Origin of the sequence: Campylobacter sp. 110, from assembly GCF_002383965.1 — a bacterium.
In the GTDB taxonomy this organism is placed as follows: Bacteria; Campylobacterota; Campylobacteria; order Campylobacterales; family Campylobacteraceae; genus Campylobacter_D; species Campylobacter_D coli.
Genome location: NZ_NXBD01000026.1, coordinates 1 through 1272, shown reverse-complemented (window position 1 = coordinate 1272; position 1272 = coordinate 1). Strand labels below are relative to the sequence as shown.

General features: G+C 28.9%; 1 protein-coding gene. It reads left to right on the top strand.

Features of this window, described 5'->3' with window-relative positions; translation table 11 throughout:
• The coding region (locus BGS43_RS03180; RefSeq protein ID WP_096568747.1) for a motility associated factor glycosyltransferase family protein at positions 1-1270 on the top strand (1270 nt) is incomplete at its 5' end.
• Positions 1271-1272 lie beyond the last annotated feature (2 nt).

Genomic DNA, 1272 nt, shown 5'->3' with positions numbered 1-1272 from the left:
AGAATTACTTTCTAAAAGAAAGGGTATAAGTGATACAGCTATCATTGTTTCTACAGGACCATCCCTTACTAAACAATTGCCTTTATTAAAAAAGTATGCTAGCAAAGCTACGATTTTTTGTGCCGATAGTGCTTATCCTATTTTAGCGAAGCATAATATAAAGCCTGATTATGTTTGCATGCTTGAAAGAAGTGAATTTACAGCTGAATTTTTTAATCATGATTTTGGGGAATTTGATAAGGATATTTGTTTTATTATCAAATCCGTAGTGCACCCTCATGCTATACATTATCTCAATAAAAAAACCGATAATTTTACCCTAGTTTCAACCTATGCAAGTTTTATAAATTATGTAAAACTTGATGATTTTGGATATTTTAACATGGGATTTAGCGTTGCGCATATGGCTTGTTATCTTTCCTTGCATTTAAAACACAAAAACATCATTTTCATAGGGCAGGATTTAGCCTATGCAAAAAATGGCAATTCTCATCCTGATGATTATCAAAACTCAGCCACCTATGAAAGTAAGGCGCATGAACCTATTTTAACCAAGGCTTATGGTGGGAAAGGAGAAGTTAAAACTCATCATATTTGGCTCATGTTTAAACGAAATTTAGAACAAGATGTAGAAAAAATACAAAAATATTTAGATACTAAAGTTTATAACTGCACCGAAGGGGGTGCTAGGATAGAAGGAGCCATAGAAAAACCTTTTCTTTGGGCTTGTGAGAATTTACTTGATAAAGATTTAAATAAACCTTTTGAAAAATTAGAACCTTTAAGTTTAAATAAACAAAATGAGTTTTTACTTAAGGCTTATTATAAAGTTTATCAAAGTATTAAACATTGTAGAGATTTTAGTAATAAATTTATTAAAAGCTATAAAAAAATAAAAAACTCTTTTGTGAGTTTACAAAATTCTCAAGAAAATGAAATTTTTATTCAAGAAATTATTCAAGATATAGATAAAACCAAAACTCAAATCGATGAACTTTGCAATACTCAAAAAGATTTGATGCAAATTTTAGGTCCCCTACTAACTCAATTTGAACTTAATCTTGCTAGAATTTATGTTTTAAATCCTAAAACCAAAGAAGATGCTTTTAATAAAAGTATTCTTTGGATAAAAGAACATTTAGAATTTATGGAATTAGTTTATGGACATATTAAAGCACAAGAAAATGCTTTGATTAAAAATATACTTCCTTTAGAAGAAAAACTCAAAGAAAGAAAATTAGATAAATGGATGGAAAGGGTGAGAAGGTGAGA